The sequence below is a fragment of the Nocardioides sp. SYSU D00038 genome, assembly GCF_016924665.1.
In the GTDB taxonomy this organism is placed as follows: Bacteria; Actinomycetota; Actinomycetes; order Propionibacteriales; family Nocardioidaceae; genus Nocardioides.
Genome location: NZ_JAFFJT010000025.1, coordinates 23,909 through 49,537 on the forward strand (window position 1 = coordinate 23,909; position 25,629 = coordinate 49,537).

Consider the following 25,629-nt stretch of genomic DNA (forward strand, 5'->3'; position numbering starts at 1 on the left):
GGGACGGGGGCCGTGCTGCGTCCGGCGTCAGGGTTGGCGCCAGCCCTGCGCCTCGTCGTGCCCGTGGGCGGCCATCAGCATCAGCCCGCCGTCGACGGCGTACGACGAGCCGGTGACGTACGCCGAGCGCGGCGAGGCGAGGAACCCGATCACCGAGGCGACCTCGTTGACGTGGCCAGGGCGGCCGATCGGGTTGCCGGGCCGCTCCTGGTGGTAGGCCTCGGACTCGTCCATGCCGGTCATCTCGGTGGCGATCTCGCCCGGCGCGACCGCGTTGACGGTGATGCCGTGCTCGGCCAGCTCGAGGGCCAGCACCTTGGTGAGCATGCCTAGCCCGGCCTTCGCCGAGCAGTAGGCGGCCGCGCCGAGGCGCGGGACGTGCTCGTGCACGCTGGTGATGTTGATGATCCGGCCGCCGCGCCCGGTCGCGATCATCCGACGGGCGGCGGCCTGGGCGCACAGGAACGGGCCGTCGAGGTCGGTGGCCAGCACGTGCCTCCAGGTGGCCAGGTCGAGGTCGAGCGCGCGGGAGGAGTGGCCGGTGCCGGCGACGTTGACCAGCACCCCCACCCCGCCGAGCTGCTCGGCGAGCCGGTCGACCACCTGCCCGGCGTCGGGAGCCTCGGCGTCGAGCTGCTCCACGACGCAGCGCTGGCCGCGCTTGGTGATCTCCTCGGCGGTGGCCCGGGCGCCGGCCTCGTCGGTGTGGAAGGTGATGCCGACGTCGAAGCCCTCGGTGGCGAGCAGCTTGGCGGTGGCCTGGCCGATGCCGGAGTCGGCACCGGTCACGACGGCGAGGGACGGGTGGTGTTCGCGTGTCATGACCGGCCGGTGCCCCGGTGGACCGGCGTCCATCCGAGGTGCCCGTCAGCCCTCGACGCCGGTGGAGGTGTGGGCCTCGCCGACCGGCTTGCTCTCCGGTGACCCCCGCTGGCGCAGGTAGATGGCCAGCACCGCCATCGACCCCACGGCCAGGAACTCCGACTGCCAGTTCTGCAGCGTCCGCGCCCAGAAGTCGGCGCCGGTGACGTACTCCGTCCAGGTCAGCGGGTCCTGCAGCCGGCCCAGCCGGGTCTCGTTGTGGGCGACCCGGCCGGCGATCGACTGCACCGTCCACGACGCCAGGAAGATGCCCGCCATCACCAGCGTCAGCGACCACGAGAAGACCGCGGTGCGCCACCCACCAGCCGCGGCCCAGCGCGGCGAGTCGGCGTCGGCGTGCGGGCCGACCTTCTGGTCCTCGTCGGACTCGAGCCCGGCCTTCTCGAGCTCCTTGGACTCCGGGGAGCCACGCTGGAGGAACCAGACCGTGGCGGTGATGTAGAGCAGGAACTGGAGGTACTCGCTCTGCCAGTTCTCCGCGACGTCGACCGCGAAGTCGGAGGAGACCAGGTAGCGGACGAACGACAGCGTGCCGAGGCCCTCGGCGGCCTGCTCCGAGTTGAAGGCGTGCCACCCGGCGACGGCCTGTCCTGCCAGGCTGAGCAGGAAGATCAGGCCGAAGAAGATCCCCAGCGAGTTCCGCTTGAGGAAGCCACGGTCGTGGCCGGCAGCCACGCTCACCACCGCCCCAGGCCGACGGACAGCAGGAACGCCAGGCCCAGCACGATCACCAGCAGGTAGCCCACGAACAGCCCGCGCATCAGGACACCTCCACCGCGCAGGTGTAGGGCCGGTCGCCGCCGCCCGGCGTGCAGCCGACAGCGGTGATCAGCCACCCCGCGGCGTACCGGGACAGGAAGGCGGTGTCGTCACCGACCACGGCCTGCGCCGCCGAGCCGTAGACCTCCACCTCGGACACCGGCCCCGCCACCGCCTGCAGGCCCAGCTCGAGGATGGCCTCGGCGCACGGCGCGCCCTGCTGGTCCTCCACCTGCTGCCGGGCGCCCGGGGCGAGGTCGGCGCAGGCGGCCGCCCCGTCGTCGGCGGCGAGCGCGGCGTAGAAGTGCACGGTCCGCCGGGCGGCCGGCGCGTCGTCCTGCCCGCACCCGGTGAGGACGACCGCCAGAACGAGCGCGGCACCGACGGCGAGCACCCGCTCGGCAGGCCTGCCGCTGCGCCGGATCGAGCGTCCGCGCCGCACCGGTGCGACCTCCTGCTCCGCCACGACCGGCCGATACCCGCCCGTCGAGCCGGCCATGCCGACCCTGGGAGCCACCGGATCAGCCGGTGGTGTGGGCGATGTAGACGTCGCAGCTGGCCTTGCGGACGACGTCGACCGCCACGCTGCCGAGGATGCGGGAGACGCCCTGCACCCGCTTGTTGCCGATCACGATGAGCGAGGCCTCGCGCGACTCCGCCGCGTAGACGAGCGCCTCGGCCGGCTTGCCCGGCTCGGCGTCGGCGTGGATGACGAGGCCGGGGTTGGCCGCGCGCAGCGGTTCGGCGACCGCGTCGGCGAGCTGCTCGGCCGCCTCGCGGGTGGTCAGCGTCTCGCTGTCGGTGGGCTCGGGCCGGTCGATGCTCGGGAAGCCGACGAGTACCAGCAGCTCCGAGCCCAGGGCGGTGGCCAGGCCGGCGGCGGTCTCGGCCGCCCGGGCTGCCGTGGTGCTGCCATCGACTCCGACGACGACGACGCTCATGGGGTGCTCCTGTGGTTCGGGGGACGGGTGCTCAGGCTAGCGGTGTCGGGGTCTCAGACGTGCCCCGCGCGGACGGCCTCGGCGCCCAGCTGGATCGTGGTGCGGGCGCCGAACTCCGTGCGCAGGTTGGTGAGGCGGGTGCGCAGCGACCGCTCGGTCAGGCCCAGCTCGTCGATCACGGCGGCGTGCGACCTCCCCTGGGCGAGGAGCTCCAGCATGCGTCTGTCGGTGTCGTCCACGGCTGTTCTTCCTTTTCCGAGCCTTCGGTGTCGGTGCTCCACGTGGTCCGGTCCTAGGGGGCGGCGGTGAGCAGGCCCCGTAACGGGACCAGCGAACGGCGGCTCACTCACCGCTACCGGGGCCGCGGCCGGGGTAGCTGCCGGCAGCGGTGAGCGGGCCGCCGAATCGCGCAAGCCAACGGCGTCTCAGTCACCGCCGCCCGGGCCGCCGGCGACCCCGGACACCGGCAGGAAACACGAGAACCCGCCGGTCTGGGGACCTGCGGGTTCGTCGTCGGGTGGTGGAGCTGAGGGGATTCGAACCCCTGACCTTCTCATTGCGAACGAGACGCGCTACCAACTGCGCCACAGCCCCGGGTGCGTCGTACGACGCGAGGCAGAACGTTAGCACCGGCCCCGGCACAGGACCGAATCAGGATCCCACGGCTTCGGACCCGGCCTGGCCGTCCTGGTCGGGGCGGGCCTTCGCCGACTCGCTGGCCTCGTGGTCGCGCACGAGGGCGGAGTCGGCCTCGGAGCGGCCGGAGCTCCACACGCCGGTGGAGTCGAGGTCGATGGTGCGCACCGCGCGGGTGGCGACGGGCTTGGTGACGTACGTCGGCAGCGGGACGTCTACGGGCGCCCAGCCGCGGGGGTCGGTGGGGTCGGGGTCGGCGACGACGACCGCGGCGACGGGCTCGGCCTCGACGGCGGCGATGGTCTCGGTGGCGTCGTCGTCGGGCGAGGGGGTGTCGGCGGGGATCCGGGCGCCGGGGGCGGCGGCGCGCTCGCGGCGCACCATCAACCGGCAGGCGACCAGCCACAGCGCCAGCACGCCGGCGGGGACGCCGACCCAGGGCCAGCCGATGGTGCCGAGCCAGGCGAAGCCCGCGGTGACCCCGAGACCGAGCAGGATCAGGGTGACGACGCGGAGCCGGCGATGAGCGGCCCGGACCGCCGCCTGCCGGCGGGCGCGCTCGCGGGCGCGGCGCTGCTCGGGGGTGAGCGCAGCTTCGCGGGCCGCGGCCTCGCGCTCCCGCTCGCGGCGGGCCTCGGCACGGGCAGCCCTGCGGGCCTCGCGCGGGGTGGGCGGCGCGGGCTGGCCGGCGGGCACCAGGGTCGAGGCGCGGGGTCCGACCGGCTCCCGGCGCGCGAGCACCCGCATCCGGTCGGAGAACCGGTCGACGGTGCGGCCGCGGGCGCCCTCCTCGTGGTGGTCGAGGGCCTTCGGGATCAGGTAGACGGCCCACGCCACCGCGAGGGCGACGAAGATGAGGGCGCTGGGATCCACGGCTCCGAGGCTAGGGGTGCTAGCGCAGGGTGGGGCGGATGTCTACCCGTGTGTCGCAAATTGCTGGTGTGACTCGTGGGGACGACGGCGCGGTAGTCCCGGACGAAATGGCCCCCTTTTCGCCCGTCAACCCGACCAGATCGTCAGGGACTATCCCGCTCGGCCGGCCCCGGACACGACGCTCAGCCCTCCTCGACCCGCGCCTGCTCGAGCCGGCGGAGCAGGCCCTGGGGGACCTCCTCCTTGGTGATCGCGTAGATCCGGTGGTCGCGCCACTCGCCGTCGATGTGGAGGAAGCGGGGCGCGTAGCCGACCTCGTGCAGTCCGAGCTTCTCCACCACCCGCAGCGAGTTGGTGTTCTCGGGGCGGATGCAGACCTCGATCCGGTGCAGGCCGGCGACCTGGAAGCAGTGGTCGACCACCAGCGCCGCGGCCCGGGGCATCACCCCGCGGCCCGCGAAGTCCTTGTCGATCCAGTAGCCCACCGACGCGAACTGCGCCGATCCGCGCACGATGTTGTTGACCGTCACCTGCCCGGCGAACCGGCCGTCGACCTCGATCACGAACGGGTACGTCGTGCCCGCGCGCGCCTGGCGCCGCAGCCGGCGGGCCAGGGCACGGAACGACGTGGGGCGGGGCGCCGAGCCCGGCGGTGGGGTGGCGTCCCACGGCACCAGCCAGGCGGCGTTGCGCTGCCGCGAGCGGCGCCAGTCGTCACCGTCGGAGGTGCGGATCGGCCGGAGCACCACGTCGCCCGAGCGGAGCACCGCCGGCCAGGCGCGGCGGCTCAATGGTCGCTCCCCACCGCTTGCTCCACGGCGTGCACCAGCACCGGCTCGAGCACCGCGCACGCGTCCTTCACGCCGCCGCGCGAGCCCGGCAGGTTGACCACCAGGCAGGTGCCGGCCACCCCGGCCAGGCCGCGCGAGAGCATCGCCGTCGGCACGCCGTTCGCGACGCCGGCCGCGCGGATCGCCTCGGCGACCCCCGGCACCTCGCGGTCGAGGAGCGGCCGGGTGGCCTCGGGGGTGCGGTCGGTGGGGGTCAGCCCGGTGCCGCCGGTGGTGAGCACCACCCGCGCGCCGGCGTCGACCGCCGCCCGGATCGCGGCGCCCACCGGCTCGCCGTCCGGTACGACGACGGGCGCGTCGACGGCGAAGCCGAGGCCGAGCAGGAAGTCCACGAGCACCGGGCCGGTCGTGTCGTCGTAGACGCCCGCGGCGGCACGGTTGGACGCGACCACCACGACCCCGCGCAGCGGCTCGGCCACGGCTCAGCGCTCCCAGTCGCCGGAGCGGCCGCCCGACTTGGCCTCGACGCGGACGTCGGTGATCACCGCGCGCTTGTCGACGGCCTTGACCATGTCGACGACGGTGAGGGCTGCGACGCTGACCGCGGTGAGCGCCTCCATCTCGACGCCGGTGCGGTCGGTGGTGCGCACGGTCGCGGCGATCTCGACGGCGTCGTCGGCCACCTCGAGGTCGAGGGTCACGCCCGAGATCGACAGCGGGTGGCACAGCGGCACCAGCGCCGGCGTCTGCTTGGCGCCCATGATCCCGGCGATCCGGGCCACCGCGAGAGCGTCGCCCTTCGGCACCCCTTCACCGCGCAGCAGTGCGACCACCTCGGCCGAGACCAGCACCCGGCCGGTCGCGGTGGCCGTGCGCGCGGTCACGGCCTTGTCGGAGACGTCGACCATCCGGGCCGCGCCGGACTCGTCGAGGTGGGTCAGCTCGTCGGCCATGTCAATAGTCCTCGTCGATCGGGAGCACGTCGACCGTGGTGCCGGCCTCGAGCGCGGTGGTCGCCTCCGGCACGACGATCAGCGCGTTGGCGCGGGCCAGGTCGCCGACCAGGTGGGAGCCGGAGCCGCCGACCGGTGCGACCACGGTGACGTCGCCGTCGCGGTCGAGGTCGCCGCGCAGGTACTGGCGTCGGCCGGGCGGCGAGGTCACCGGCCCGGTCAGCCGCGCCGGCACCGGCTCGCGCAACTCCGGCGTCCGGCCCACCAGCCGGCGCAGCGCGGGGCGCACGAACAGCTCGAAGGAGATGTACGACGACACCGGGTTGCCCGGCAGCGTCACCACCGGCACCCGCCGGGGGCCGAGGCGGCCGAACCCCTGCGGCTTGCCCGGTTGCATCGCCACCGGCCCGAACCAGACGCCCTCCGGCGCGAGCGCGGCCTTGACCACGTCGTAGTCGCCCATCGAGACGCCGCCGCTGGTGACCACCAGGTCGGCGTCGTCGAGCCGGGCGTGCAGCGCGGCGCGGAACTCCTCGGGGTCGTCGGACACGATGCCGGCCCGCACGGCGACCGCCCCGGCGCGCTGCGCGGCGGCGGCGAGCAGCCAGGAGTTGCCGTCGTAGATGGAGTCGTGGCCCAGCGGCTGGCCGGGGTCGCGCAGCTCGGAGCCGGTCGAGATCACCACGACGCGTGGCCGCGGCCGCGCGGGCACGGTGTCGTGGCCCACCGACGCCAGCAGCCCGAGGTGGCGCGGGGTGAGCAGGGTGCCGGCGGCGACCAGCAGGTCGCCCTCGCGCACGTCGTCGCCGGCCGGTCGCACGTGCTGCCCCGGCACGGGCGCGCGGTCGACCCGCACCCGCTCGGTGCCGCGGTCGGTCCACTCGTAGGGCACCACGGCGTCGGCGCCCTCCGGCACCGGCGCACCGGTCATGATCTTGGCGGCCTGGCCGGGCCCCAGCGTGTGCAGCGCGGCCTGGCCGGCACCGATCTCGCCCACCACCGGCAGCACCACCGGCTCGCGCTCGGTGGCCGCGGCGACGTCGGCGTGCCGCACGGCGTAGCCGTCCATCGCGGAGTTGTCGAACGACGGCAGCCGCATCGGGGAGCGGACGTCGGCCGCGGCGGGCAGCCCGAGCGCGCCGAGCAGCGGCTGCGGCCCCGCGGGCAGCGGCTCCAGGCCGTCGAGCACCCGGGCGAGATGCTCCTCGACGGTGCAGGGCTGGTCGGCCATGGTGGGTCAGGCGTCGCCGTCGCCCGAGAGCACCTCGCCCGGCGGCACCCGCTGGGCCGAGCCGGCCTCGAGCTCGACGTCGCCGACGATGCGGACGCCGCGGCCGAAGGTCCAGTCGCCCTTTACTCGGAGCGACTCCGCCTCGCGCATCGACGGCGCACCCTCGGGGAAGCGCTTGTCGAACTCGCGGACCAGCTTGTAGAAGGCGCCGTCGAGGTCGACGTAGGGGATCTCGTCGGTGACCTGGTCGAGCACGAAGTCCTGGCCGATGTCGTAGACGTCGGAGCGCAGCACCAGCAGGTCGTTGGTGGTCTTGACGGGCACGAACCGGTCGCGGCCGACCTCGATCAGCGTCGAGCCCTCGAAGACCTCGATCGCCGAGCCCATCGCGGTCTCGACCTGGATCACCTCGGGGGTGCTGGGGTCGCCGGGGTCGACGTGCTTGACGTTGCGGATCAGCGGCAGGCCCAGGATGCCGCCGCGCACGTCGAGCGCCTCCTTCATCGCCGCCAGGTCGAACCAGAGGTTGTTGGTCGAGGTGTAGCGGTGGCGGTCGAGGTCGGCCAGCGCCTCGAGGTCCTCGGGCAGCGTCTGCGCGGTCTCGCGCAGCACGATCCGGCCGTCGACCTTGCGGCGCGCGAAGTGGCCACCCTTGCGGTCGGACGGCGTACGCCGCACCGCCTCGATGGCGAACGGCGCGCCGCTCTGGGCGAACCAGCCGGCCACGCGCGCGTCGGGCACGGCGCCGAGGTTGTCGGAGTTGGAGACGAAGACCCGCTCGAAGCCGGCCTCGATCAGCCGGTCGAGCAGGCCGGTGCCGCGCAGCGCGGTGTAGAGGTCGCCGTGGCCGGGCGGGCACCACTCGAGGTCGGGGTCCTTGGGGTGGCTCACCGGGCTGAGGTCGGTGGCGAGGAGCTTGGGCTCCTTGTTCTGCAGGAACTCCAGCGGCAGCCCCTCGGCCGGCAGGTCCTCGTAGCGGGCCAGCGCCGCCATGGTGTCGGCGGAGGTGCGGAACGAGTTCATCATGATCAACGGCAGCGGCGCCTCGTACTGCTGGCGCAGGTGCAGCACCTGCCGCGCGATGATGTCGAGGAACGACAGGCCACGGCGCACGCACAGCAGCGACTTGGCGCGGTCCATGCCCATCGAGGTGCCGAGGCCGCCGTTGAGCTTGATCACGGCGGTGGTGCGGATCGCCTGCCGCGCCAGCTCCTCGTCGACCGTGACGTCGGCCAGCGACTCCATGTCGACCGGCTCGATCGTCGACTCGGGGATCATCCCGGTCTCGCCGTGCTCGAGGAGGCGGTAGTAGTGAGCGAACGTCTCGATCGCGACCTCGTCGACGCCGGCGTCGACCATCTTCTGCCGTGCCGCGTGCAACCCCGGGCTACCCATGCCGTCGATCGTAGGCTTCCCCCGTGGGGACCCCCCAATCCGGTGCCAAGGTCGCCCTCCGCGACCAGCTGCTGACCGCCCGCAACGCCCGCCCGCTGCTCGAGCGGGCCGAGGTCGCACGTGCCCTCGCGGAGCACCTGCTCGCCGCTCCGGAGGTGCGCCGCGCCGCCACCGTCGCGGCGTACGTCGCCCTCGGCTCCGAGCCCGGCACCGCCCCCCTGCTCTCCGGCCTGGTCGCCGCCGGCAAGCGCGTCGTCCTGCCCGTCCTGCTCCCCGACCGCGACCTCGACTGGGCCGTCTTCACCGGCGACGACGACCTGGTGCCGGCCCGCCTCGGCCTGCTCGAGCCCGCCGGTCCCCGCCTCGGTGTCGAGGCGGTCGCCACCGCCGACGCCGTGCTCGTGCCCGGCCTCGCCGTCTCCCCCGACGGCGCTCGCCTCGGCCGCGGCGGCGGCTCCTACGACCGCGCCCTCGCCCGGGTGCCGGTCGGCACCTTCACCTGCGCGCTCCTCCACGACGACGAGGTCGGTCTCGCCGTCCCCGTCGACCCCCACGACCGCCCCGTCACCGCCGCCGCCTCCCCCTCCGGCCTGCGCCGCTTCCGCCCCACCGGTGGTTGAAGGAGGCGGCCACATCGGTGGGCGAGCAGCGACGAGCCCCAGCGCGGAGCGCCCGTCGAGACCCCCCCGGTCAAGCGCCCTCCGGTGGGAACGGGAGGGCGTCCGGCTCACCGGGTCTCGACGACGCTCGCTGGCGCTCGCTGCTCGACCACCGGTGCGCGCCGGTGGTCGAGCAGCGACGAGCCCCAGGTTGAGGTGCGAGCGAAGCGAGCCTCGAAACCCCCGCCGGCCGAACGCCTCCCGTGGGAACGCGAGGCTTCTCGGCTCACCGGGTCTCGAGGCTCGTCGCCAGGGCTCCTCGCACCTCGACCACCGCAAGCCAGCGCGCAGCAGCCGCAGTGCCCCCCAACGCGCGGCACCCCGCCCCACCCAGCCGCAGTCAGCCCCCGCCCGAGCTCCGTCCGCGGAGTCACGACGCACGGAAGGGCGTCCGGCTACCGGGTCTCGACGACGCTCGCTGGCGCTCGCTGCTCGACCAGCGGCACCGGATGGACCGTCCCGACCCGGGTACCCGACGGCATGCGCTCGATCGCCGACCAGTCCCTGTCAGAGCTCGGCGGGCCGTGGAGCATCCTGGCCCGCCAGCGCGCCGACCACGTCCGCCTCGACGAGCTGCTCTCCGAGCTCGGCCGCACGTCGTACGGCGACGCGCAGGACGGCGTGCTCCACGAGGTGAACCGGCTGGTCTTCCCCCACGCCTTCGCCGAGGAGTCGGTGCTGTGGCCCGAGCTGCGCCGGGTGCTCCCGGTCGAGGAGGGCGAGGCGCTCACCCGCCAGGTGGAGGAGGAGCACCAGGAGGTCAACGAGCTGGTCGTCGAGCTGGAGCGGCCCGACACCGGGCCGGCGCGGCGCGCCGAGCTGCTCGACCGGCTCGTGACGGTGCTGCGCGAGGACGTACGCGACGAGGAGGACCAGCTGCTGCCCCGGCTCCAGGAGGCCGTCGACGTGCGCCGGCTGCGGGTGCTCGGCGTCGCGTGGGAGGCGGTGCGACGGATCTCGCCGACCCGACCCCACCCGGTGGTGTCGCGGCGACCGCCCGGCAACGCGCTGTCGGCGCTGCCGTTGACGGTGCTCGACCGCGGGCGCGACCGGATGGACCAGGCGGCCCGGCGGTTCCCGGCGCTACGACCCGCGCTGGTGGGCGCCAGCCAGGGCGCCGCCCGGGTGGCGGGCGCCGTGGAGCACCTGCCCGGGATGCGCCGCGGCGAGGCCCCCTCCACCCACCGCGACTGACGCCCGGGAGAGGTGGGCGCGGGCGGCCCCGCGCGCGAGCAGGTGGAGCAGGACGACGGCCGCGGCCGCGACCCCGGTCACGCCCCCGAGGGCGAGGCAGCAGACGGCGAGCAGGACGTGCAGGCGGGTCGGGACGGACATGGTTCCTCCAGCGGGTCGGGGTCGGGGTGGTCAGGTCAGCAGGAGCAGCGCGCCGCCCACGAGCAGGGCGGGCACGGTCGTGATCACGGTGGCGAGCAGCGCGGAGCGGTGCTCGAGGGCGAGGAGCGGCAGGAGGGCGTCGCCGTCCTGGCTGATGGTGTTGGCGACGAGCGTCGACACCGGCATGCCCCCGGCGAGGAAGATGCCGGTGAAGACGATCTGCACGGCGCAGCCGGGGATCAGCCCGACCAGCGCCCCGACCACGACCCCGGCCGCGCCGAGCACCGGCAGCTGGGAGCCGTCGAAGCCGGTGAGGTGGGTGAGCAGCGACCACGCGACGTACGCCGCCGCCACCCACACCGTCACGAAGGCGACCTCGTGGCCGCCGTGGCGCAGCACTTGCGCCATCGAGGTGGGGAAGGCGCTGCGGGTGTCGTCGTCGGCCAGCCGGCCCCGGCCGAGCGCGAACGCCACCGCGGCCAGGGTGGCGCCGAGGACCCCCACCACGAGGTAGAGGTCCCCGGCGACCGTGAGCTGGAAGGTGACCGGCACGCTGAGTGTCGCCCCGGCCCCGAGGGAGAGCCAGAGCAGCACCGGCAGCGCACCGACGGCGGCGAGCCGGCTCCCCGCGCCGACGGTCGGCAGCACCGACTGCAGTGTCGGTGCGGCGACCACCGGCGCGGTGGTCACCGGCACCCGCGGGGGTGCCGGCACCGGCGGGTGGCTGCGCCGCGGCTGCACGCCGCACGCGTCGACGACGTAGCCGGTCGCCGAGCCGACCACCAGCAAGAGCATCTTCAGCTGGAGCGTCAGCAGCGGGTCGGCGGCTAGCAGCACCCAGGAGGCGTCGCCCATGGTCGCGACCAGCGCCGCGACCGCGGCGCCGTAGGACACCGCACCCCGGGAGTAGAGCGCCATCACCACGATGGCGCCACCACACCCGGGCGGCATCGTCAGCGCCGCGGCGAGCAGCGGACCCAGCCGGCGGTGCCGCTCGAGCAGGGCGTCGAAACGGTGTCCCCACCGCCAGCGCGCCCACCCGAACGGCGCGACCAGCAACGCCACGAACACGCCCACCTGCATGAACGCGTCCGCCAGCGGCCGCAGCACCAGCTCGACCATGACCGTCCTCCTCCCGCTCCCGGGTCGCGGCTCAGCTGTCGGGGGTGATGGCGTCCTTGGCCTTCGACAGCAGGTTCGCCGCGCCCTGGGCGTAGGCGCCCCCGGCGGTGCCGGGCTTGCCCTTGCCCTTGCTGCCGTCGTAGGTCGCGAACAGCAGCGGGTCGGGGGCCGGCACCTCGTTGACGTCGTCGGCGAGCGGGCGACCCTGCTCGAAGGCGATCTCGTGGTCGCCGATCAGGGTCGAGCCCTGCGCCCAGCGGCCCTCGTGGGCGACGCTGCCCTCGTGGAAGCTGTAGAAGGTGCGGCCCGGCTCGGTCAGCTCCTCGTCGGCGAGCGAGTCCTCGATCCCGTCGGTGAAGCCGTCCTCCACCAGCTGCTCGATGCCGAGCAGCCACTGCTGCTGGTGGAAGGTGTCGCGCGCGAGGTTGAAGCGCAGCATCTCCTTCACCCCGGGGTCGTCCGTCATGTTGAAGACCCGGGCGGTCATCAGCCGGCTCTGGGCCTCCGCCGCGACGTTGTGGCGGAAGTCGGCCAGCATGTTGGTGCTGGAGACGATGTAGCCCGTGTTCCAGGGGACGCCCTGGCTGTTGGTCGGCATCGCCGCACCACCGGCCACGATCGAGTGCTGCACGTTCTGGCCGCCGAGCACGGCGGCGAGCGCCGGGTTGGCGGCGGCGGCGTCGGCCTGGGTCTCCGACGGCGCACCCTCGAGCAGTCGCGCCATCATCGTCACCAGCATCTCGACGTGGCCGATCTCCTCGGTGCCGATGTCGAGGATCATGTCCTTGTACTTGCCGGGAATCCGGCAGTTCCAGCCCTGCCAGAGGTACTGCATCATCACGGTCATCTCGCCGAACTGGCCGCCGACCAGCTCCTGGAGCTTGGCGGCGAAGAGCGCGTCGGGGCGCTCGGGCTTGGCGTGGAACTGCAGCTCGTTGCTGTGACGGAACACGGTGGTCTCCCTTTTCCGGGTGTGCGGGTCGTGGGAGCAGCACGCTGCCGGGCGGTCGTGTCCGCCTCGTCCGGCGTACGTCGCCGCGGCCGTCCCGGCGCCGTCGGCGGACCGTCACCCCACCGTCACCTGCAGTGGGGATGCCCTCCGCCGAGGTGGACACCGTGCCGACCTGCACTCGTCCTTCGGGGAGGACACATGGAGGGATCGCCTGCGCCGACGTTGTCGGTGGGCGTGCTCGGCGGGTTCGAGGTGAGGTTCGGCGACGAACCCCTCGACGTGCGCGGCGCGGGCCAGCGGGTGCTGGCCCTGCTCGCCGTGCGGCACCGGCACCGGGCCGCGGCCCGCCTCGACCTCGCCGAGCAGCTGTGGCCCGATGCCGCCACCGAGCGGGCCGCCGCGAACCTGCGGTCGGTGCTGTGGCGGCTGCCCCGCCCGCGTGGCCGGGTCCTGGTGCGCTGCACCTCGCGGACCGTGCGGCTCCACGACGACGTCCGGGTCGACCTGTGGGACGCCCAGGACCGCGCGGAGTCGGTGCACGGCAGCGCGCCGCCGAGCGACGCGGAGCTCGACGACCTGCTCGACCACGACCTGCACCGCCTGCTCCAGCACGACCTGCTCCCGCTGTGGTCGGACGAGTGGCTGGTCGTGGAGCGCGAGAGCCACCGACAGGAGCGCCTGCACGCACTCGAGGTGTGCTCGCGCACGCTCTGCCGGCAGGGCCGCTACGGCGAGGCGCTGCTGGTCGGGCTGGCCGCGCTGCGCAGCGAGCCGCTGCGCGAGAGCGCCCATCGCACCGTGATCGAGGTGCACCTCGCCGAGGACAACCACGCCGAGGCGCTGCGACAGTACGACGCCTACCGCCACCTCATCGGCACCGAGCTCGGCCTACCCCCATCCCCCACCATCCGCGACCTCGTCGCCCCTCTCGTCGGCACCGCCCGCCGCCGCCGTCCCCGCCGCGCCGGCTGACCCAGCGTTGGTGGCGGCAGCTGCGCCACAACACCCCGGCGTTGGTTGAGGAAGTCGCGCTAGCGACTGTCTCGAAACCCCCGCACCCGAACGCCCTCCGGTGGGGACGGGAGGGCCTTCGTCTCACCAGGTTTCGAGACACGACTTCGTCGTTCCTCAACCAGCGGTGGTCGCCCTCCGCTGGTTGAGGAAGTTGCGCTAGCGACTGTCTCGTAACCTCCGCACCCGCACGCCGTCCGGTGGGGACGGGAGGGCTCTCGTCTCACCAGGTTTCGAGACACGACTTCGTCGTTCCTCAACCAGCGGTGGTCGCCCTCGCTGGTTGAGGAAGTTGCGCTAGCAACTGTCTCGAAACCCCCGCCGGGCGAACGCCCTCCGGTGGTGACGGGAGGGCTTTCGTCGTACGGGGTCTCGAGGCTCAGGCCTGGCGGCCTTCGCACCTCGACCAGCGCAAGCACCGGTGGTCGAGCAGCGACGAGCCCCAGCGAGGAGCGCCCGTCGAGACCCCCGCCGGCCGCACGCCGTCCGGTGGGGACGGGAGGGCTTTCGTCTCACCAGGTTTCGAGACACGACTTCGTCGTTCCTCAACCAGCGGTGGTCGCCCTCCGCTGGTTGAGGAAGTTGCGCTAGCAACGGTCTCGAAACCCCCGCACCCGAACGCTCTCCCGGCCCCGCGGCCCCGGGCTCGAGTGCGCCGAGCCGGCGCTTGTTGTCACCGGATCTCGCCGACCCGGCGTTAAATAACGACGGCTCGGCGACAACTGGGTCGCTCGCGGTGCTCGAGGGAGGGCGGTGGGCTCACGGGGTCTCGACGACGCTCGCTGGCGCTCGCTGCTCGACCAGCGGTGAGCGGTCAGCCCACGGGATCGGGGGCGGGCTCGAGGACCAGGGTGTCCTCGGCGGTCTCCTCCACGGCCTCCCGCGAGAACGGCCACCGCAGGGTGCGGCCCTCGAGCCACAGGTCGGTCTGGTCGTCGTAGTGCTCGTGGAACGGGTGGCCGGAGACACCGGTGAGGTTGATCCAGCGGGAGGCGTCGAGTTCGGCGAGGTCGACCACCATCCGCATCGACGGCGCCGAGGTGACCTCGTAGCCCTCGGCGGCGTCCCAGGCGGTCGCGTCGACGGCGGAGGTGGAGCCGCCGGCCTTGCGGCCGTCGCGGTTGACCAGCCACTCGACCGGGCCGATGCCCGACTCCCCCAGCGTCGGGGAGTGGAGGTCGAGGCGGTGCAGGCCACCCCAGGCCCAGTCCTGCGGGTCGAGCGCCTGACGCCGGGTCAGCTCGTCGCGGGCGTCGATCATCGCCCGGTGCAGGATCACGTCGCGGTCCTCGACGACGTCGTCGGTGGTGGCGTCGTCCCACCAGGCGTTGCGCGGGTCGCGCAGCAGGTCGGTCACGGCCGCGAACCAGCGTTCCCCGCCGTCGGGCCACAGCTCCTCGGGGAGCTCGTCGTGGAAGGTCAGCGCGAGCACGTTGCTCCAGAGCACGTTGAAGAACGCCGCCCCGGCGCTGTCGGCGGCCTGGTCGAAGCTCCACCGCCGCAGCACGTCCTGGCCGGCGCGGTAGTAGCCGCGCACCACCCGCAGGTCGAGCACGTACGGCGTGAGCACGGGCGCCATCGGGTTGCGCGAGTCGAGCTGCACCTCGAGCATCCGCTCCGGCGAGATCCGGCCGGAGGAGTCGAGCAGGTCGCGGATGCGCTGGGAGCGGTAGCCGCGGTCCCAGTCGTCGGTGAGGTGGTGGGGGTAGTCGGGCCCGATCACGGCCTGGTTGGCCGTGACGACGAAGCCCTCCTCGGGGTCGAGCACCCACGGCAGCTCCGCGAACGGCACGTGCCGGCCGGTCCAGTCGTTGCGCTTCTGCCAGCCGGCCGCGGGCAGGTTGCCGTCGTGGCCGGGGCGGCGCACCGGCACCCGACCGGGGGCCTGGTAGCCGATGTGGCCGGCGCGGTCGGCGTAGACGAGGTTCTGGGCCGGCACGTCGAACGACGCCGCGGCGGCACGGAAGTCGTCCCAGTCGGCGGCCTGGTTGAGGTCGAGGATCGCGTCGGCAGTGGTGCCGGGCTCGAGCGCCGTCCAGGCCAGGGCGACGGCGTACTCGTGGTCTGGGTCGGCGCCCTCCGCCACGTCGGCGACGTCGCGCAGGTCGTCGGCGGCGTCGGAGAGCAGCGGGCCGTGGCGGGTCGAGCGCACCGTGATCGTCACGTCGTCGCCGCCGTCGACCTCGATGGTCTCGCGCCGGGAGCGCAGCGGCCGCCACTCCCCCGCCCGCCACCACTGGTCGTCGCGCACCCGCTCGACGTAGAGGTCGGTGACGTCGGGCGAAAGGTTGGTGAAGCCCCAGGCGATGTCGGCGTTGTGGCCGATGATCACGCCGGGCACGCCGGAGAAGGTGAAGCCGGCGACGTCGAGCGGGCAGTCGTCGCCGACCGTCCGGCAGTGCAGCCCCATCTGCATCCACACCCCGGGCATCCCGACGCCGAGGTGGGGGTCGTTGGCCAGCAGCGGCTCGCCGGTGGTGGTGTGGTCGCCGTCGACCACCCAGCTGTTGGAGCCGACGCCGTCGCCGCGGCCGAGCCAGGCCGGGAGGTCGTCGAGGGCGCGCGCGGTCAGCGCGAGGGCCTTGGCGCCCTCCTCGCCACCCGGCACCTCGGTGGCGGTGGCGGTCGCGGGCGCGAAGGCACCCTCCGCCACCGTGCCGCCGGCGACGATCGGCCGGTGCTCGGCGAAGGGGTACGGCGGCCAGAGCTCGGCGGCGCGCTCGGCGCCCACGGCCGCCACGGTCAGGGTCCGCTCGATCTCGTCCTGCATGTTGCCGCGCAGGTCCCAGGCCATCGCCTTGAGCCAGGCCAGCGAGTCGACGGGGGTCCAGTCCTCGGGGGCGTAGTCGAGCCCACCCACCGCCAGCACCGTGTACTCCACCGCGATCTCCGACGGCTCGTGCGCGTCCAGGAAGGCGTTGACACCGTCGGCGTAGGCCTGCAGCGCGGTCCGGGTGGCGGGCCGCACCAGGGCCAGCTCGCGCTCGGCCACCCGGCGCCAGCCCATGGTGCGCACCACCTTGTCGCTGTCGAGCCCGCTCTCGCCGAACAGCTCGGCGAGCCGGCCGGCGGTCGCGTGCCGCCGCACGTCCATCTCGAAGAAGCGCTCCTGGGCGTGGACGTAGCCCTGCCCGCGCATCAGGTCGTCGAGGCTGTCGGCGTAGAGCTGCGGGATGCCGTGCTCGTCGCGCACCACCTCGACCCGGCCCTCGAGGCCGGGCAGTGGCGTGCTGCCGTCGTACTGCGGGAACGGGCGGCGCACCAGCACGACGCCGGTGACGACCACCGCCGCGACCAGCACCACCAGGGCCAGGCCGCCGACCAGGGCGACCCGCACCGGGGTCGGCCAGCTGCCGAATCCTCCTCGCCGGGGTGTGTGGGGCGGGTCGGCGACGAGCTGGTCGGTCATGGTGGACGTCATTGTGCCGTGTCGTACGATTGGCACTCGACGGCCCAGAGTGCCAACCCGATCGCCTCGCACCACCGGAGGACCCGTGCCCACGTACCAGTACCGCTGCACCGAGTGCGGCCACGCCTTCGAGCAGGTCCAGAGCTTCTCCGACGACGCGCTCACCGAGTGCCCGGAGTGCTCGGGCCGGCTCCGCAAGCTCTTCAACGCCGTCGGCGTCGTCTTCAAGGGCTCGGGCTTCTACCGCACCGACAGCCGCGGCTCGGGCCCCGACTCGTCGACGAAGACCTCCTCCGCCACGTCGGGCGACTCCTCCGGCTCGGGCTCCTCGGGCAGCTCGTCGGACAGCAAGTCCAGCACGTCGGGCACCTCGGCCTCCTCGGGTTCGTCCAGCACGTCGAGCACCCCCGCGGCCACCTCCAGCTGAACCGCCCCTCGAGGGCCTGTGGACGACGGGCCCGCCGTCCTGCGCAGTCGTCCTAGCGTCGGGGCATGTCCTCGACCGACGACGTCCCGCCTCCCCGCCCGCCCCGGGCCAGGTTGGCCGCGGCGCTGCGCCGGGCCCGTCGCGCGGTGCTGCGCCGGCGCCGGCTGCTGGCGGCCGTGCTCGTCGGGGTCGCCGCCCTGGCCGCCGTACGCTCGGTCGCGCCGGCACCGCCGGCCACCACCGAGGTGGTCGTGGCCGCACGGGCGCTGCCGGCCGGCGCGACCCTGACGGACGCGGACCTGGCGACGGTGCGGCTGCCGGAGCACGCACCGCCGGACGGCGTCGTCTCCTCGCCGGTGGGGCGGGTGCTGGCCGGGCCGATGGCGCGCGGCGAGCCGGTCACCACCACCCGGCTCGTCGGTCCGGGCCTGGCCGAGGGCCGTCCCGACCTGGTGACCACGCCGGTGCGGCTCCCCGACGGCGCGATGGCCGGGCTGCTGCGCGTGGGCGACGAGATCGACCTGGTGGCCGCCGACCCCCAGGGCGCGGCTCCCGCCGTGGTCGCCTCCGGCGCCGTCGTGCTCGCCCTCCCGGCGCCGGCCGCCGCCGACTCCGGCGACGGACTGCCGGGCAGGCTGGTGGTGGTCGGCCTGCGGATCGGGGACGTCACGGCCGTCGCCGACGCCTCGCTGCGGCACTTCCTGAGCTTCGCGTGGTCGCGCTAGCGTGCCAGGTCCGACACCTCCGCCGACCACGATCTCAGGGAGTCCTCATGCTCAGTGGCTTCAAGAACTTCATCCTGCGCGGCAACCTCGTCGAGCTCGCCGTCGCCTTCATCATGGGCGGCGCGTTCGCCACAGTCGTGACGGCGACCGTCGACCTGATCATGGACCTCGTCGGCAAGGCCGGCGGCAGCCCCGACTTCTCGAACTACGACCCGGGCGGCGTCTCGGTGGGCGCCTGGCTGACGGCGCTGATCGCGTTCCTGATCCTGGCCGCGGTCGTCTACTTCTTCATCGTGGCGCCGTACACGAAGGCCAAGGAGCGCTACTTCCCCAGCCCCGAGCCGGGCACCCCCGAGGACGTCAAGCTCCTCCAGGAGATCCGCGACCTGCTCGCCGCCCAGCGCGGCGGCAGCGCGACGCCCCCGCAGCCCTGACCCTCCGCGCTGGTTGAGGTGCGAGCGACCCGAGCCTCGGAACCCCGCGGGCCGACGCCCTCCCGTTCTCACCGGAGGGCTGTCGTCTCACGGGTCTCGACGACGCTCGCTGGCGCTCGCTGCTCGACCACCGGTGGTTGAGGAAGTCGCGCTAGCGACTGTCTCGAAACCCCCGCCGGCCGAACGCCCTCCCGGCGCTGGTTGAGGTGCGAGCGAAGCGAGCCTCGAAACCTGCGCACCCGAACGCCCTCCGGTGGGGACGGGAGGGCTCTCGCCTCACCGGGTCTCGAGGCTCAGGCCGAGCGGCCTTCGCACCTCGACCACCGCCACCCCGCGCTGGTTGAGGTGCGAGCGAAGCGAGCCTCGAAACCCGCGCACCCGAACGCGCTCCGATAGGGACGGGAGGGCTTTCGTCGTACGGGGTCTCGAGGCTCAGGCCGAGCGGCCTTCGCACCTCGACCACCGCCACCCACCGGTGGTCGAGCAGCGACGAGCCCCAGCGAGGAGCGCCCGTCGAGACCCCGCACCCGAACACCCTCCCTTGCTCACCGGAGGGCTCCCGTCTCACCGGGTCTCGATGACGCTCGCTGGCGCTCGCTGCTCGACCAGCGGGGCCGCCCTAGCCGTGGTGAGGCGGCACCTGGGCCTTGAGCCACTCCTCGCCGGGGTCGCCACCGGGCGACTCCGGGTCGCGCTCGTCGCTGGTGGTCTCGGGCAGGACGTCGCCGAACACCTCGGCCAGCCGGCGCCGGCGCTTCCAGTCGGGCTCGTCGCGCGAGTCGGTCACCGGGTCACCTCAGGCGCAGAGGCCGGCGGCCTCGCGCTGCTCGCGACGCTCCTCGGCCTCCTCGGCCGCCGACTGGGTCTCCTGGTCGCCGGGCGCGGTCGCCGAGGCGCTCGGGCCGTCGCTGGCGGCGCCGCCGCCGTTCCCGTTGCCGGGTCGGTTGCCCTTGCCGGGGACCTCGCCGGCGGTGATCGCGCCCTTGCGGAAGCTGCCGAGCGGCGAGTCGTTGCGGATCTTCTCCCACAGCTGCTCGGCCTCGGGGAGCCACTCGACGCGGTTGGGGTCGGCCGGGGAGTACTGCCACGGCACGGTGATGAACTGGATCCGCTTGAGCCCGACGCCGTTGAAGTCGGCGCCGATGCGGGCCATCCGACCGATGTTCTCGATGTCGGTGGTCAGCGACTTGGTGGCGGCGTTGAGGAAGCCGATCAGCCGGTCGACGCGGGCGAGGGTGTCGCCGGAGATCACCTTGGCGGCCATCGCGGCGATGAACGCCTGCTGGCGCTGGATCCGGCCGAGGTCGCTGCCGTCGGTGCCCTCGACGTGGCGGACCCGGACGTAGCTGAGGGCCTCCTCACCGCCCAGCTCGCGGGTGCCGGCCTTGAGCACGATGCCGTGGGCCTCGTCGTTGATGTCCTGAGGGATGCAGACCTCGACGCCGTCGATCGCGTCGACCATGTCGCGGAAGCCGCGGAAGTCGACCACGACGTAGTTGTTGATCCGGATGTCGGTGAGCGCCTCGAACTGCTTGATCGTGCAGGCGGCGCCGCCGACCGAGAACGCCTCGTTCCACATCGCGCCGGAGCCGCCGGGGATGCTGTTCATGTCGTCGTCGAAGCACTCCGGCCGGTCGACGAGCGAGTCGCGCGGGATCGAGACGCCGTAGGCGCTCTTCCGGTCGGCCGAGAGGTGGAACAGGATCGTGGTGTCGGAGCGCTGGCCGTCACCTGTCAGGCCGTCGATGTTGTTGCCGGCGCCGTCGCGGGCGTCGGAGCCCATCACCAGGATGTTGATCGGCTGGGTCGGCCCCTTGACGTCGACCTCCTCCGGGCGGTCGTCGCCGAGCTGGGAGGTCACGTCGACGACGTTGAGGTTGCCGTTGAGGTGGCGGTAGAGGAACGTCACGCCGAGCGCGGTCACCATCGCCAGCACGAGCATCGTCGAGCCGAGCACCTTGGCGACGGTGTGGCGGCGCCGGGCGTTGCCCTTGCGCTTGCCGCCGCGGCCGTAGGGCTGGCCGGGCACCTCGTCGAGGTTGTCGATCCTGCTCACGGTCACCTGCGCACGGTCTCGGGTAGCGGGCATGCGTCGACGCCCTGGGTCTTCGCGGAGATGCCATTGTCACCGTGACCGGTGAGTAGGCCAAACCCCCTGCGCCGAGATCGCGGGGCAAGACTAACGAAGCGGGGCAACACGGGTGGCCTCCTCGGTGGCGGCGGGGGTACGACGGGTCAGCGCGCGGGCGCCGCGACGCGGAGGGTGACCTGGCTGCCGAGGGGCACCGGGGTGCCGCCGGGCGGCACCGTCTCGACGACGCGGCCGGGCTCGGCGGCCGGGGTGTCGACCTCCACCACCCGGGTGGCGAAGCCGAGCCCGCGCAGCTCCTCGCGCGCGGCGCTCGGGGTCGAGGGCAGCGTGAGGGGCAGGGCGTCGTAGCCGGCCGGCACGACCTGGAGCGAGCCGACCACCTCGTCGACCCGCGCCTGCGCGTCGTCGCCCACGACGCTCACCACGAACGCCGCGTGCTGTGACGGGACCGCGAGCGTGGCGGTGCACCGCTCTGCCCCGCGGCCGTGGCACGACGGCTCAATCGCCAACACCTCGAGCCCGTCGACGGTGCCGTAGGGCTCCAAGAGGTGTGACGGCGTCTCGCGGCGGGTGTCCCAGATCTCCAGCCACGACGCGGCTGCCGTGGCGTCGGGATCCGCGGCCACCGCGCAGTAGTCGGCGTCGCCGAGGTTGCTGCCGACCAGGACGGTGTCGGCGATCGGCTCCGGGCAGGCGACGTCGTTGGTGCCCCACTCCGCCGGCACCGCCACCGCCGCCCGACCGAGCCCCACCAGCCGGGTGCCGGGCGGCGCCACCAGCGGCGGCCGGCTGATCCGGGCGTCGAGATCGGTGACGGTGGTCTGCGCGGGCCCGTCGGGGGTGCGCAGCCGGTCGAGCGCCACGTAGGAGCCGGAGCCGAGGACGGCGACCACGGCCACGACTGCCGCCGAGGCCAGGACGGCGACCCGTTGGCGGCGGCGTCGGGCCCGCCGCCCCCGGTCGAGGAGCGCGTCGAGCGGAGGCTCGCCGACCGGCAGCGAGCCCCACAGCTCCTCGAGCCGCTGCTCGGGCCCGGTCACGACGACGCGCCTCCCCGCAGGTCGAGCAGGTGGTCGTCGAGGGAGAGCTGGGCCAGCGCGCGGGAGAGCCGGCTCTTCACCGTGCCGCGGGCGATGCCCAGTGCCGCCGCGGTCTGCGCCTCGGAGAGGTGGGCGAAGTAGCGCAGCACCACCACGTCGCGGTTGACCGGGCTGAGCCCGGCCAGGGCGCGGTGAACGGCGTCGGCGCGGTCGACGTCGCCGGTGGCGTCCGGGACGCCGCGCTCGGGCACCTCGTCGGTGGCCCGCTCGCCCCACCAGCGGCGGCGCCGGCTGTCGCGCAGGGCGTTGACCAGCACCCTGAAGACGTAGGCGTCACGGTCGTCGGCGCGCGCGACGCGCGACCAGCCGACGTAGCACTTGAGCAGTGCGGTCTGCACGAGGTCCTGAGCCTCCTCCACCGAGCACCCGAGGAAGACCGCCGACCGCACGAGTGCGCTCCAGCGCGCCTCGGCGTACGCCGAGAAGTCCTCGTCGCGGTCCATGCGTCCTTCCGGTCTGTCAGGAGGACGACGAGGTGGCGGCTCGACGAGGTTCCATCGGGCCGGGCTCAGTCCTGCTGGAGCTCGGCAGCGGGGTCGACGGACACCGCGTGGCAGGCGGCTCGGGCCAACAGGCGTCGGAGCTCGGCACGCTCACCGGCGTCGAGCCCGCCGAGCAGCGCCTCCTCGGCCTCGGCCACCCGGCCGCACGCGGCGGCCAGGCGACGGCGTCCGAGCGACGTGGCGACGACGAGCCGCTGGCGCCGGTCGGCCGGGTTGGGCCGGCGCTCGACGAGGCCGGCCTCGACCAGCTCGTCGACGAGGTAGGTCATCGCGGTGCGGTCGATCCCGAGGTGCTGGGCCAGGGCGAGCTGGCTGGGCTGGCCGCCCTCGACGACCTCGACCAGGACCTGGTAGCCGCGCGACCCGCCCGGCACGTCGGCGACCGTCGGCGCGACCGCGGACCGGTGGGCGCGCAGCAGCACGGCGAGCGCCCGGGCGAGGTCCTCGCCCTCGCGGGCGGCGTGGCCGGCGGGTCGGTCGGGTCGGTCGGGTCGGCGCGTCGGTGCTGCGGTCACCCTGCGAGCGTAGCGCGGGAATACGCGCGGTCCTCAACAATCTTGTACCGATATCGTCTGACTTTCAGATCAATGAGAAGGACCCCCATGCCCGAGATCGGCACGCCCTCGACCTGGCCACGACCTGGTCGCACCCACCCACCGCAGCCACCGTCGCCGCCTTGGCCGAGCAGGCCGAGAGCGCCGGCCTCGACCTCCTCGTGCTGCTCGCGGCACCACCGGGGGAGCCAGGGCTCGACCCCTGGACGGTCGCGTCGTGGGTGGCCGCCCGCACCGTCCGGCTCCAGGTCGGCCTGGCTCACGACCCGCTCGCCGACGGCCTGGTGAGCGACGAGATGAGAGCCAAGGCGCTGGCCGCGCTCGACGCCCTCGCCGGGCCCCGGGTCGTCTCCGGGGCGGACGCGTGGGTGGTGCTGCCCGCCGGCAGCGGCGTCGACCGGGTGGCAGCCGTCGACGACGGGCGCGCCGTGGTCGTGGCGGTGTCGACCCCGCAGGAGGTCGGGGCGGTCGCCGCTCTGCGGTCGGCGCTGCCGGCCGGGCGCAGCAACCGGTCGGCCGCCGCCCGCGCCCGCCGCCGGCCCGGCATCGCCTACGACGACCTGCCGCCCTCGCTCGCCGCCCGGGCCGTCGAGCCCGGCGACCCGGCGTACGCCGCGGTGTCGTCGACGTACCTGCGCGGGGGTGCGCCCGGCCTGGTGCTGCGCCCCACCACGGTGGCCGAGGTCGCTGACGCGGTGCGCTTCGCCGGTCGGCACCCGACGGTGCCGCTCGGCGTGCGCAGCGGTGGCCACGGGGTGAGCGGCCGGTCGACCAACCGCGGCGGCATCGTGGTCGACGTGGGGGCGCTGCGCTCGGTCGAGGTGGTCGACCCCGCACGCCGGCTGGTGCGCGTCGGCCCCGGCGCGACCTGGAAGCAGGTCGCCGCGGCGCTCCACCCCCACGGCTGGGCCCTGGGCTCGGGCGACTACGGCGGCGTGGGGGTGGGCGGGCTCGCCACGGCCGGCGGGATCGGCCTGCTCTCGCGCGAACACGGCCTCACGATCGACCACGTGCGCGCGGCCGAGGTGGTGCTGGCCGACGGGTCGGTCGTGCACGCCTCGGCGAACAAGGAGCCCGAGCTGTTCTGGGCGGTCCGGGGCGCGGGGGCCAACGTGGGGGTCGTGACGTCGTTCGACCTGGAGGTCGACGAGGTCGGCACGGTGGGCTGGGCCCAGCTCCGGGTCGCCGTCACCGACCTGGCCGACGCGCTGCTGCGCTTCGGTGAGCTCGCGACGTCGGCCCCTCGCGACACCACGATCTTCCTCGTCGCGGGGCGGCCCCACGGCGACCACTCCTTCCTCCATCTCTACGGCCTGGTCGACTCCGACGACCCGGACGTGGTGGTCGAGCGGCTGACGCCGTTCGCCGAGCTGGGCGTGCTGGTCGACCAGCAGGTCGTGCTGGCGGCGTACCGCGACGTGATGGGGAGCGCCGCCGACGTGGGACCCGACGGGCACCGCGGGTTCGGCGAGCCCGCGGCCCGCTCGGGCTTCCTCAGGAGCATCAACGCCGAGGTCGCGGCCGACGTGACCCGGATGCTGGCCGGCGGCGACGTGCACTTCTTCCAGCTGCGCACGATGGGCGGCGCGATCGCCGACGTCGCGCCCGGCGCGACGGCGTTCGCCCACCGCGACGCGGCCTTCCAGGTCACCGCCATGGGCGCCGCGGCCGGGCCGCTCGACGCCGCGTGGGCGCCGGTGCGCCGCCACCTGACCGGGCTCTACCTCAGCTTCGAGACCGGCACCGGGCCCGAGGTGGTGGAGCTGGCCTTCCCGCCCGCGACGCTCGCCCGCCTGCGCGAGGTGAAGCGGTGCGTCGACCCGACCAACCGGTTCCACGACAACTTCAACGTCCTCGGCGTCCGCCCGGACCTCGAGGCAGGACAGGAGAAGCACGCATCATGACCGACTACGGGCACGACCTGCTCTTCGGCACCTTCGTCACCCCCACCGCCCATCCCCCGCAGGCGGCGGTCGACCTCGCGGTCACCGCCGACCGGGCCGGGCTCGACCTGGTCACGTTCCAGGACCACCCCTACCAGCCGGCGTTCCTCGACACCTGGACGCTGCTGTCGTGGGTCGCGGCGCGCACCGAGCGGGTGCACGTGAGCGGCAACGTGCTGAACCTGCCGCTGCGCCCGCCGGCCGTGCTCGCCCGGGCCGCGGCCTCGCTCGACCAGCTCAGCGGCGGTCGCTTCGAGCTCGGCCTCGGCGCCGGAGCGTTCTGGGACGGCGTCGCGGCGATGGGCGGCCCGCGGCTGACCCCGCGCCAGGGCGTCGACGCCCTGCGCGAGGGCATCGAGGTGATCCGCGCGCTGTGGGACACCGACACCAGGGGCGGGGTGCACCTGCGCGGCGACCACCACCCCGTCGACGGCGCCAAGCGCGGGCCGACCACCGCCCACGACGTCGCGATCTGGGTGGGCGCCTACAAGCCACGGATGCTCGAGCTCACCGGCGCGTACGCCGACGGCTGGCTGCCCTCGATGGGGTACCTGCCGCGCGGCGCCGACTCGCTGCCCGAGCTCAACGCCCGCATCGACGACGCCGCCTCGGCCGCCGGCCGCCGGCCCACCGACGTACGCCGGCTGATGAACTTCATGCAGGCCGACTTCTCCCCCACCTCGCGCGGCCTGCTCGACGGGCCGCCCGAGGCGTGGGTGGACCAGCTGACCGGGCTGGCGCTCGACCACGGGCTGAGCGCCTTCATCATCGGCGGCGACGACGCCCGCACCGCGGAGCGGTTCGCCGCCGAGGTCGCTCCCGCGGTGCGCGAGCAGGTGGCCGCGGCGCGGGCGTGACCCGGCCCAGGACCAGGCCACGACCAGTGCTGGTCAGTGCTGGTC

At 74.2% G+C, this 25,629-nt stretch carries 27 protein-coding genes and 1 tRNA gene; 8 read left to right on the forward strand and 20 right to left on the reverse strand.

The window, feature by feature from the left end:
- Positions 1-27: 27 nt before the first annotated feature.
- The 12 genes from JT721_RS14825 to JT721_RS14880 all read right to left on the reverse strand — a co-directional run bounded on the left by JT721_RS14825 (position 28) and on the right by JT721_RS14880 (position 8,461).
- A complete protein-coding gene (locus JT721_RS14825; RefSeq protein WP_205474031.1) occupies positions 28-822 on the reverse strand; it encodes an SDR family oxidoreductase in 795 nt (264 codons plus the stop codon).
- A 45-nt stretch (positions 823-867) separates the two neighbouring features.
- Complete coding sequence (locus tag JT721_RS14830; RefSeq protein ID WP_205474032.1) at positions 868-1,557, reverse strand: DUF6766 family protein; 690 nt, start codon at positions 1,555-1,557, stop codon at positions 868-870.
- Between the two features lie 85 nt (positions 1,558-1,642).
- Entirely contained in the window at positions 1,643-2,140 is a 498-nt protein-coding gene (locus JT721_RS14835) for a hypothetical protein (protein WP_205474033.1), read from the reverse strand.
- 22 nt (positions 2,141-2,162) lie between these two features.
- Positions 2,163-2,582: a universal stress protein gene (locus JT721_RS14840; RefSeq protein ID WP_205474034.1), complete on the reverse strand. Its 420-nt coding sequence runs from the start codon at positions 2,580-2,582 to the stop codon at positions 2,163-2,165.
- Positions 2,583-2,635: 53 nt separating this feature from the next.
- On the reverse strand, positions 2,636-2,821 hold the full coding sequence (locus JT721_RS14845) for a hypothetical protein (RefSeq protein WP_205474035.1): 186 nt from the start codon (positions 2,819-2,821) through the stop codon (positions 2,636-2,638).
- 279 nt (positions 2,822-3,100) lie between these two features.
- A tRNA-Ala gene (locus tag JT721_RS14850) sits at positions 3,101-3,176 on the reverse strand.
- Between the two features lie 57 nt (positions 3,177-3,233).
- Positions 3,234-4,091, reverse strand: coding sequence for a hypothetical protein (locus JT721_RS14855; RefSeq protein ID WP_205474036.1), 858 nt, complete (start codon positions 4,089-4,091; stop codon positions 3,234-3,236).
- Positions 4,092-4,273: 182 nt separating this feature from the next.
- Positions 4,274-4,882, reverse strand: coding sequence for a GNAT family N-acetyltransferase (locus JT721_RS14860; RefSeq protein WP_205474037.1), 609 nt, complete (start codon positions 4,880-4,882; stop codon positions 4,274-4,276).
- Entirely contained in the window at positions 4,879-5,361 is a 483-nt protein-coding gene (locus JT721_RS14865; protein WP_307828073.1) for a MogA/MoaB family molybdenum cofactor biosynthesis protein, read from the reverse strand. Before JT721_RS14865 ends, JT721_RS14860 begins: the two co-directional genes overlap by 4 nt.
- Before the next feature lie 3 nt (positions 5,362-5,364).
- The gene (gene moaC / locus JT721_RS14870; RefSeq protein WP_205474038.1) at positions 5,365-5,835 is read right to left on the reverse strand and encodes a cyclic pyranopterin monophosphate synthase MoaC; all 471 of its coding nucleotides are present in this window, start codon (positions 5,833-5,835) and stop codon (positions 5,365-5,367) included.
- A 1-nt stretch (position 5,836) separates the two neighbouring features.
- A complete protein-coding gene (glp, locus tag JT721_RS14875) occupies positions 5,837-7,066 on the reverse strand; it encodes a gephyrin-like molybdotransferase Glp (RefSeq protein ID WP_205474039.1) in 1,230 nt (409 codons plus the stop codon).
- A 6-nt stretch (positions 7,067-7,072) separates the two neighbouring features.
- Positions 7,073-8,461, reverse strand: a complete 1,389-nt coding sequence (locus JT721_RS14880; protein WP_205474040.1) for a UTP--glucose-1-phosphate uridylyltransferase — start codon at positions 8,459-8,461, stop codon at positions 7,073-7,075.
- Between the two features lie 23 nt (positions 8,462-8,484).
- On the opposite strand from JT721_RS14880, the gene JT721_RS14885 reads away from it, so the two are divergent.
- Both JT721_RS14885 and JT721_RS14890 read left to right on the forward strand, forming a co-directional pair.
- Complete coding sequence (locus JT721_RS14885; RefSeq protein WP_205474041.1) at positions 8,485-9,081, forward strand: 5-formyltetrahydrofolate cyclo-ligase; 597 nt, start codon at positions 8,485-8,487, stop codon at positions 9,079-9,081.
- A 519-nt stretch (positions 9,082-9,600) separates the two neighbouring features.
- Positions 9,601-10,314: a hemerythrin domain-containing protein gene (locus JT721_RS14890; RefSeq protein ID WP_205474042.1), complete on the forward strand. Its 714-nt coding sequence runs from the start codon at positions 9,601-9,603 to the stop codon at positions 10,312-10,314.
- Positions 10,315-10,485: 171 nt separating this feature from the next.
- Here JT721_RS14890 and JT721_RS14895 read toward each other — a convergent pair whose 3' ends face one another.
- Positions 10,486-11,577, reverse strand: coding sequence for a putative manganese transporter (locus JT721_RS14895; RefSeq protein WP_205474043.1), 1,092 nt, complete (start codon positions 11,575-11,577; stop codon positions 10,486-10,488).
- Positions 11,578-11,608: 31 nt separating this feature from the next.
- Positions 11,609-12,529 carry a manganese catalase family protein gene (locus tag JT721_RS14900; RefSeq protein WP_205474044.1) on the reverse strand — a complete coding sequence of 307 codons (921 nt, stop codon included), beginning with the start codon at positions 12,527-12,529 and terminating at the stop codon, positions 11,609-11,611.
- Between the two features lie 198 nt (positions 12,530-12,727).
- On the opposite strand from JT721_RS14900, the gene JT721_RS14905 reads away from it, so the two are divergent.
- Positions 12,728-13,501 carry a BTAD domain-containing putative transcriptional regulator gene (locus tag JT721_RS14905; protein ID WP_205474045.1) on the forward strand — a complete coding sequence of 258 codons (774 nt, stop codon included), beginning with the start codon at positions 12,728-12,730 and terminating at the stop codon, positions 13,499-13,501.
- Between the two features lie 853 nt (positions 13,502-14,354).
- Here JT721_RS14905 and JT721_RS14910 read toward each other — a convergent pair.
- Positions 14,355-16,949, reverse strand: a complete 2,595-nt coding sequence (locus tag JT721_RS14910) for a penicillin acylase family protein (protein ID WP_205474046.1) — start codon at positions 16,947-16,949, stop codon at positions 14,355-14,357.
- 85 nt (positions 16,950-17,034) lie between these two features.
- Between JT721_RS14910 and JT721_RS14915 the strand changes: the two genes are divergently transcribed.
- From JT721_RS14915 to JT721_RS14925, 3 genes are all read left to right on the forward strand, one after another.
- Positions 17,035-17,376 (forward strand): FmdB family zinc ribbon protein, encoded by a 342-nt coding sequence (locus tag JT721_RS14915; protein WP_205474047.1) that lies wholly within the window; start codon positions 17,035-17,037, stop codon positions 17,374-17,376.
- A 65-nt stretch (positions 17,377-17,441) separates the two neighbouring features.
- Positions 17,442-18,101, forward strand: a complete 660-nt coding sequence (locus JT721_RS14920; protein ID WP_205474048.1) for an SAF domain-containing protein — start codon at positions 17,442-17,444, stop codon at positions 18,099-18,101.
- A 47-nt stretch (positions 18,102-18,148) separates the two neighbouring features.
- On the forward strand, positions 18,149-18,535 hold the full coding sequence (locus JT721_RS14925) for an MscL family protein (RefSeq protein WP_205474049.1): 387 nt from the start codon (positions 18,149-18,151) through the stop codon (positions 18,533-18,535).
- Positions 18,536-19,154: 619 nt separating this feature from the next.
- On the opposite strand, the gene JT721_RS14930 is transcribed toward JT721_RS14925, so the two are convergent.
- The 5 genes from JT721_RS14930 to JT721_RS21010 form a co-directional block, all read right to left on the reverse strand.
- The gene (locus tag JT721_RS14930) at positions 19,155-19,322 is read right to left on the reverse strand and encodes a hypothetical protein (RefSeq protein ID WP_205474050.1); all 168 of its coding nucleotides are present in this window, start codon (positions 19,320-19,322) and stop codon (positions 19,155-19,157) included.
- 9 nt (positions 19,323-19,331) lie between these two features.
- Positions 19,332-20,597, reverse strand: coding sequence for an LCP family protein (locus JT721_RS14935; protein ID WP_307828074.1), 1,266 nt, complete (start codon positions 20,595-20,597; stop codon positions 19,332-19,334).
- A gap of 173 nt (positions 20,598-20,770) precedes the next feature.
- Complete coding sequence (locus JT721_RS21780) at positions 20,771-21,667, reverse strand: PASTA domain-containing protein (RefSeq protein ID WP_205474052.1); 897 nt, start codon at positions 21,665-21,667, stop codon at positions 20,771-20,773.
- Positions 21,664-22,170, reverse strand: coding sequence for a SigE family RNA polymerase sigma factor (locus JT721_RS14945; protein ID WP_205474053.1), 507 nt, complete (start codon positions 22,168-22,170; stop codon positions 21,664-21,666). Before JT721_RS14945 ends, JT721_RS21780 begins: the two co-directional genes overlap by 4 nt.
- A gap of 65 nt (positions 22,171-22,235) precedes the next feature.
- Positions 22,236-22,745 (reverse strand): MarR family winged helix-turn-helix transcriptional regulator, encoded by a 510-nt coding sequence (locus JT721_RS21010; protein ID WP_205474054.1) that lies wholly within the window; start codon positions 22,743-22,745, stop codon positions 22,236-22,238.
- Positions 22,746-22,906: 161 nt separating this feature from the next.
- Here JT721_RS21010 and JT721_RS14955 point away from each other — a divergent pair, with 161 nt between their 5' ends.
- Positions 22,907-24,688: an FAD-binding oxidoreductase gene (locus tag JT721_RS14955; protein WP_205474055.1), complete on the forward strand. Its 1,782-nt coding sequence runs from the start codon at positions 22,907-22,909 to the stop codon at positions 24,686-24,688.
- Positions 24,685-25,584 carry an LLM class flavin-dependent oxidoreductase gene (locus JT721_RS14960; RefSeq protein ID WP_205474056.1) on the forward strand — a complete coding sequence of 300 codons (900 nt, stop codon included), beginning with the start codon at positions 24,685-24,687 and terminating at the stop codon, positions 25,582-25,584. Before JT721_RS14955 ends, JT721_RS14960 begins: the two co-directional genes overlap by 4 nt.
- Positions 25,585-25,629 lie beyond the last annotated feature (45 nt).